Here is a 6,270-nt window from a genome sequence, read left to right on the forward strand (position 1 = left end):
CGTTGTAGAACTCGAACGCCGCGAAGGTGTTCCCGTGGTCGGTGACCGCGATCGCCGGCATGCCGTACTCGGCCGCGGCCTGGGTCATCGCGCCGATCTTGGCGGCGCCGTCGAGCATCGAGTACTCGCTGTGCACGTGCAGATGAACGAAGGAGTCGGATGCCACGGATCGAGTCTAGGGAGGCCCGCCGACGTCCCGGACGACGCGCGCCCCGTCCCGCACGATTGCGGCGCGAGGTCGGGTCACCCTTGAGTTGAGGGTGAGACTCCGGATGCCGCGCTCAGCGCAGATCGAGTCGCATGAGCACGCGGGGGAACCCGTTGAGCACCGAGTCGGTGCCCGCCGCCTTGCGGAATCCGGCCTTCTGGAACAGCGCGCGCGTGCCCACGTAGGCCATCGTCAGGTCGACCTTCTCGCCCTTGTTGTCGACCGGGTACCCCTCGATGGCCGGTGCTCCGCTCTCCCGCGCGAACGCGACCGCTCCGGCGAGAAGCGCGTGCGAGATCCCCTCGCCGCGGTGCCCCGGGCGAACGCGAATGCACCACACCGACCACACGTCGAGGTCGTCGACGTGGGGGATCTTGCGGTTCGTCGCGAACGACGTGTCGGCGCGGGGATGCACCGCCGCCCACCCGACGACCTCGTCGCCGTCGTAGGCGAGGACGCCGGGCGGCCCGCCCTTCATCAGCTCGCGCACGCGCTCGCCGCGCGCGACGCCCTGCAGCGAGACGTTCTCCTTGCTCGGCACCCGGTAGCTCAGGCACCAGCACACGTTCGCGTCGGGCCGCTTCGGTCCGACCATCGTCCGCACATCGGCGAACGCCGTCGCCGGGACGACCTCGATCGCCACGTCAGTCCCCGTCGAGGGCGTACTGCCGCTGCCACGATGCCGGACGCGGGATGCCGAGCCCGTAGAGGTACCGGATGAGCTGGCCGTGATGCTGCGTCTCGTGCTCGAGCAGGGCGAACGCCTGGTTCAGGGCATAGTCGTCGGCGGGGTCGAGCCCGTCGAGGAACTCCTCGACCGCCGTATGGCTGTCGCGCACCGCGGCCCTCACCGCGTCGGCATCGCCGGTCGGGACGTGGTCGAGGGATGACGCGAAACCCTGCCAGGAGCCCGCCCGAGCCGCCTTCGTGTAGCTCTCGCGCGCCCCGACGACGCAGCGGAGCTGATTCTGGATCGAGTCGGACGGAAGCTCTCGCAGCCGGGCCCCGAGCGACGAGGCCGGGAGCTGGGCGACGAGGTCGACGTACAGCTCGTTGGCGAGGGCGAGGCGCCGGCGCAGGGTGCCGGTCAGGGGTGTCGTCATGAGGACAGCCTGGCACCGGCATCCGACACGTGCACGCCCACCGTCAGTCGCTGCGGAGCACCGCCAGCGCGTGGGCGAGGTCGGCGGGGTACGCGGAGGTGAAGGTCGACCACTCCCCCGTGGCCGGGTGAGCGAAGGAGAGCTCGTGCGCGTGCAGCCACTGGCGCGTGAGGCCGAGCCTCGCCGACAGCGTGGGGTCGGCGCCGTAGAGGGGATCGCCGACGCACGGATGCCGGTGTGCCGCCATGTGCACGCGGATCTGGTGCGTGCGGCCCGTCTCGAGATGGATCTCGAGGAGCGACGCGCGGGGAAAGGCCTCGAGGGTCTCGTAGTGCGTGACGGAGTCCTTGCCGTCGGGCGTCACCGCGAACTTCCACGAATGCGTGGGGTGGCGGCCGACCGGTGCGTCGATCGTGCCGGCGAGCGGGTCGGGATGCCCCTGCACGACGGCGTGGTAGATCTTCTCGACCTCGCGCTCCTTGAAGGCGCGCTTGAGGGCGGTGTAGGCCCGCTCGGTCTTGGCGACCACCATGAGCCCGCTCGTGCCGACATCGAGGCGATGGACGACGCCCTGGCGCTCCGCGGCGCCGGTGGTCGCGATGCGGTAGCCCCCTGCGGCGAGGGCTCCGAGCACCGTCGGGCCCTCCCAGCCCACGGACGGATGAGCGGCCACGCCCGCGGGCTTGTCGACCACCACGATGTCGTCGTCGTCGAACACGATGCCGAGGTCCGCGACGGCGATCGGCACGATCGTCGGCTCCTGCCGGTCGGTCCACGTGACGTCGATGAGGCCGCCGCCCGTGACTCGGTCCGACTTCCCCACCGCGCGCCCGTCGAGCACGACTCCGCCGGCCTCTGCCACCTCGGCGGCGAAGGTGCGCGAGAAGCCGAGCATCTTCGCGAGGGCCTGATCGACGCGAACGCCGTCGAGGCCGTCCGGGACGGGAAGCAGGCGGGACGGCATGTCAGGCGTCGGTGCGGCGGTCGCCCGCCTCGCGCTCGTCGGCCTCTCGGTCCGCCTCGCGCTCGACCTCGAGCTGCTCGCTCTCCGACAGGGGCGGCAGGCCCCGCTCGTCGACCGGGATCCCGGCATCCGCATCGGCGACCGGGAACTCGTCACCGAACCCCTCGACCGGTCCGCCCGGGGACACCTCGTCGCCCTCGCCGAGCAGCGTCTCGTCCGCGCGTCGCCGCGGTTCGCGTGTACCGTCCATGTGAACTCCCGTCAGAACGAGCAGTGCGATCACGATCATGTCGCACACGATGAAGATGTCGGCCACGTTGTAGATGGCCGGGTTCATCCAGAACCACATCCACGGCGTGTTGATGAAGTCGATCACATGCCCCACGGCGAAGCCGGGCTCTCGCAGCAGACGATCCGTGAGGTTGCCGAGCACTCCGCCCAGCAGGAGCCCGAGGACCACAGCCCAGATCCGTGACCGGACGCGGGTGACGGCGAGCCAGACGATGAGGACCGCGACGGCCGCGAGCGCGAGGGTGAAGATCCAGGTCGCACCCGACCCGAGGGAGAACGCCGCTCCGGGGTTCTTGACGAGGTAGAGGCTCAGGAAGTCGCCGAAGACCGGCACCGCCTGCTCGAGGGGGAGATTCTCGAGGGCGAGGTACTTCGTGAACTGGTCAGCGGCCAGCGCCAGCACCGCGAGGATCGCGATGATGGCGCCGGCCGCCGCCTTGTGAAGGGGAGGTCGGCCCGTCAAAGGACCGGCCTAGAGACCGATGGCCGACACCGGCGTCGAGCCGGACGTCGTGGCCGTGGTCTCGAGGTCGCGCAGCTTGCCCTCGATGTAGCTGCGCAGCTGCGCGCGGTAGTCGCGCTCGAAGGTGCGCAGCTCGGCGATGCGGCTCTCGAGCTGGGCACGCTCGCGGTCGAGCTTGGCGACCTCTTCGCGACCACGCGTCTCGGCGTCGTTGATGATCGAGGCGGCCTGCGCCTTGGCGTCGGAGATGAGCTGGTCGCGCTGCGCGCGGCCCTCGGCGACGTGCTCGTCGTGCAGACGCTGAGCGAGCTCGATGATGCCGGCGCTGGCGGCACCGGGCGCGCCGGCGTCGGCGGCGATCGGTGCGGCAGCGGGCGCGGGCTCGGGAGCGGGGGCAGGCGCGGCGGCGGGCTCTGCGGGACGCGCCGGGGCGGCACCGGACTCGTACGCGGCGAGCTTGGCCTTCAGCTCCTCGTTCTCGGCGAGGGCCTTGCGCCACTCCACGACGATCTCGTCGAGGAAGTCGTCGACCTCATCCGGGTCGAAGCCCTCCTTGAAGCGGACGTGCTGGAACTGCTTGGTGACGACGTCATCGGGGGTCAATGCCATGGTGATTCCTCTTTCGAGCGCTCAGGTCGCTGGCCGATGTCGGGGGACGACCGGCCGGCGGCTGGTCGTATCAGGCAAGCATAGTCGGGGGTCCCTGGGAGTGTCGAAGGACTTCCGCACTCCCGCGTGGCGAAGTCAGCTGGCGATGGCGCGCGTGACGCTGAGCAGGATGAAGCACAGCAGCATCGTGAGCGCGAAGCCGAAGTCGATGGCGATCGCGCCCACGCGCAGCGGCGGGATGAAGCGCCGGAACAGCTTGATGGGGGGATCGGTGACCGTGTAGACGAGTTCCGCGGCGACGAGTCCGGCACCCCGCGGCCGCCACTCGCGGTTGAAGAACGGGATCCAGTCGATGATCAGCCGCGCGAACAGCACGAAGACATAGAGGAGGAGCGCCAGATTGAGGATCGAGGCGATGAGCTGAACGACTGCCACGGATCCAGACTACGGCTGTGCGAAGGGAACCGATTCCGGATCGGCCTGCGCGACCGCCCCGTCACCGGAGACCGCCACGTTCTCGGGCGACAGCAGGAAGACCTTGCTCGTCACGCGCTCGATGCGTCCGTAGAGGCCGAGCGAGAGCCCGCTGGCGAAGTCGATGAGGCGGCGCGCGTCGGCGTCGCTCATCTGCGAGAGGTTGATGATGACGGGGATGCCGTCACGGAAGTTCTCGGCGATCACCTGCGCGTCGCGGTACTGCTTGGGGTGCACCGTGACGATCTCGTTGATCGAGGCCGGCGCGGGCTGCCGCACGACGGCGGGGCGATGAATGGGAGTGACCGGAGCGGCCTTCTCGACGGCCGACTCGGTCTTGCGAGCGCGCGGCTGGGGCGCGGGCTCGTCGTAGACCTCTTCCTCGTCGGCGAGGCCCAGGTACACCATGGTCTTCTTGAGCGGGTTCGACATCGCATCCTCCGTAGTGCTCATCTGTTCCGAGGTTAACCGCGCTCGGGTCGCGGGCCCGTGATTGCCGAGCCGATCCGTAGGTGTGTCGCGCCGGCGGCGATCGCCTCGGCGAAGTCTGCCGTCATGCCCGCCGAGATCCACGACGCGTCCGGGACCACGTGCCGCACCGTCGCGGAGAGCGCGGGGAGGCTCTCGAACGCGCGAGCGGGCGGCACGTCGAGGGGAGCCACCGCCATGATCCCCCGCACCCGCAGCGTCGCGAGGCCGGCGACGTGGGCGGCCAGCGCTTCGAGATCGCCGGCGGCCGTGCCGCCGCGCCCGGCGTCGTCGGTCAGGTTGACCTGGAGCAGCACGTCGAGGATCGAGCCGTCGTCCGCGGCGGCAGCGTGGAGTGCGTCGGCGATGCGTGCGCGGTCGACGGAGTGGACGACGGATGCCGCGGCCCTGATCGCTCGCGCCTTGTTGGTCTGGGCCTGCCCGATGAAGTGCCAGCGCAGGCCGGCGAGCGGCCCGACCTCGTCGACCTTCGCGGAGAACTCCTGCTGGCGGTTCTCCCCCATATCGCGCACGCCGAGGGCATAGAGCTCCTCGACGAGCGCGGCGGGGTGGAACTTCGTGACGACGATCCTGGTGAGCTCCGCCGGGTCCCGGCCGGCCGCGACCGCCGCCGCCGCGATGCGTGCGTCGACGTCGGCGAGGCGACCCGAGAGCGCCTCACCGGGCTCGAGGGACGGTGTCACGGCGGTATCGCTCCTGAGCCCGGCAGGCGGCTACTTGAGGAAGTCGGGGATGTCGAGGTCGTCGTCGCCGAACGCCGAGTCGAACGACGTGTCGGGCAGCGCGGCACCGACCGAGACGGGCTCGGCCTCGTGGTCCGCTGCGGCAGCCTCGTCGGCGGGCATCGCGGGCACCGCCGGCGCCGTCACGACGCGCGACGCCGTGATGGGCTCGATGCGCTGCTGCGGCTCGCCGCCGTCGAATCCCGCCGCGATGACCGTGACGCGCACCTCGTCGCCGAGCGTGTCGTCGATGACCGTGCCGAAGATGATGTTCGCCTCGGGGTGCGCCGCCTCCTTGACGAGCTGCGCCGCATCGTTGATCTCGAAGATGCCGAGGTTCGACCCGCCCTGGATCGACAGCAGCACGCCGTGGGCGCCCTCGATCGAGGCCTCGAGAAGAGGCGACTCGACCGCGAGCTCAGCGGCCTTGATCGCACGGTCCGCACCGCGCGCCGAGCCGATGCCCATGAGCGCGGAGCCCGCACCCTGCATGACCGACTTGACGTCGGCGAAGTCGAGGTTGATGAGACCCGGGGTGGTGATCAGGTCGGTGATGCCCTGCACACCGGCGAGGAGCACCTGGTCGGCGGTCGCGAACGCCTCGATCATCGAGATGCCGCGGTCGCTGATCTCGAGGAGTCGGTCGTTCGGCACCACGATGAGGGTGTCGACCTCTTCCTTGAGCTTCGCGACGCCCGTCTCGGCCTGCTGCTGGCGGCGACGGCCCTCGAACGAGAAGGGCTTGGTCACCACACCGATCGTGAGGGCGCCGATCGACTTGGCGATCTTCGCGACGACGGGGGCGCCGCCGGTGCCGGTGCCGCCTCCCTCGCCCGCGGTGACGAAGACCATGTCGGCGCCGCGCAGGGCCTCCTCGATCTCCTCCGCGTGGTCCTCGGCGGCGCGTCGGCCGACCTCGGGATCTGCTCCCGCACCGAGCCCGCGGG

Annotated in this window: 9 protein-coding genes and 1 pseudogene; all 10 read right to left on the bottom strand. The window is 70.5% G+C overall.

Annotated elements, in window-relative coordinates; genetic code table 11:
* Positions 1–166, bottom strand: a 166-nt coding sequence (locus ACE3O1_RS14400) for a PHP domain-containing protein (RefSeq protein WP_374316226.1), incomplete at its 3' end; no start/stop codon positions are given.
* A gap of 115 nt (positions 167–281) precedes the next feature.
* Positions 282–851, bottom strand: coding sequence for a GNAT family N-acetyltransferase (locus ACE3O1_RS14405; protein ID WP_374316212.1), 570 nt, complete (start codon positions 849–851; stop codon positions 282–284).
* Position 852: 1 nt separating this feature from the next.
* On the bottom strand, positions 853–1,311 hold the full coding sequence (locus ACE3O1_RS14410; protein WP_374316214.1) for a hypothetical protein: 459 nt from the start codon (positions 1,309–1,311) through the stop codon (positions 853–855).
* Positions 1,312–1,354: 43 nt separating this feature from the next.
* Positions 1,355–2,275 (bottom strand): RluA family pseudouridine synthase, encoded by a 921-nt coding sequence (locus ACE3O1_RS14415; RefSeq protein WP_374316216.1) that lies wholly within the window; start codon positions 2,273–2,275, stop codon positions 1,355–1,357.
* A gap of 196 nt (positions 2,276–2,471) precedes the next feature.
* Positions 2,472–3,029, bottom strand: a pseudogene (lspA, locus tag ACE3O1_RS14420) (signal peptidase II); the annotation flags it as partial.
* Positions 3,030–3,038: 9 nt separating this feature from the next.
* Complete coding sequence (locus ACE3O1_RS14425; protein WP_374316218.1) at positions 3,039–3,638, bottom strand: DivIVA domain-containing protein; 600 nt, start codon at positions 3,636–3,638, stop codon at positions 3,039–3,041.
* 135 nt (positions 3,639–3,773) lie between these two features.
* Positions 3,774–4,073, bottom strand: a complete 300-nt coding sequence (locus ACE3O1_RS14430; protein ID WP_374316220.1) for a YggT family protein — start codon at positions 4,071–4,073, stop codon at positions 3,774–3,776.
* 9 nt (positions 4,074–4,082) lie between these two features.
* Positions 4,083–4,544, bottom strand: coding sequence for a cell division protein SepF (locus tag ACE3O1_RS14435; RefSeq protein WP_374316228.1), 462 nt, complete (start codon positions 4,542–4,544; stop codon positions 4,083–4,085).
* A 32-nt stretch (positions 4,545–4,576) separates the two neighbouring features.
* Positions 4,577–5,284: a YggS family pyridoxal phosphate-dependent enzyme gene (locus ACE3O1_RS14440; protein ID WP_374316222.1), complete on the bottom strand. Its 708-nt coding sequence runs from the start codon at positions 5,282–5,284 to the stop codon at positions 4,577–4,579.
* Between the two features lie 30 nt (positions 5,285–5,314).
* The coding region (ftsZ, locus tag ACE3O1_RS14445) for a cell division protein FtsZ (RefSeq protein WP_374316224.1) at positions 5,315–6,270 on the bottom strand (956 nt) is incomplete at its 5' end.

Source organism: Microbacterium sp. (assembly GCF_041909575.1).
Classification (GTDB): Bacteria; Actinomycetota; Actinomycetes; order Actinomycetales; family Microbacteriaceae; genus Microbacterium.

What these genes read in the sequence shown, in the direction of transcription:
- ACE3O1_RS14410 (WP_374316214.1), bottom strand. Translation starts at nt 1,311, where the DNA reads ATGACGACACCCCTGACCGGCACCCTGCGCCGGCGCCTCGCCCTCGCC.
- ACE3O1_RS14415 (WP_374316216.1), bottom strand. Translation starts at nt 2,275, where the DNA reads ATGCCGTCCCGCCTGCTTCCCGTCCCGGACGGCCTCGACGGCGTTCGC.
- ACE3O1_RS14425 (WP_374316218.1), bottom strand. Translation starts at nt 3,638, where the DNA reads ATGGCATTGACCCCCGATGACGTCGTCACCAAGCAGTTCCAGCACGTC.
- ACE3O1_RS14435 (WP_374316228.1), bottom strand. Translation starts at nt 4,544, where the DNA reads ATGTCGAACCCGCTCAAGAAGACCATGGTGTACCTGGGCCTCGCCGAC.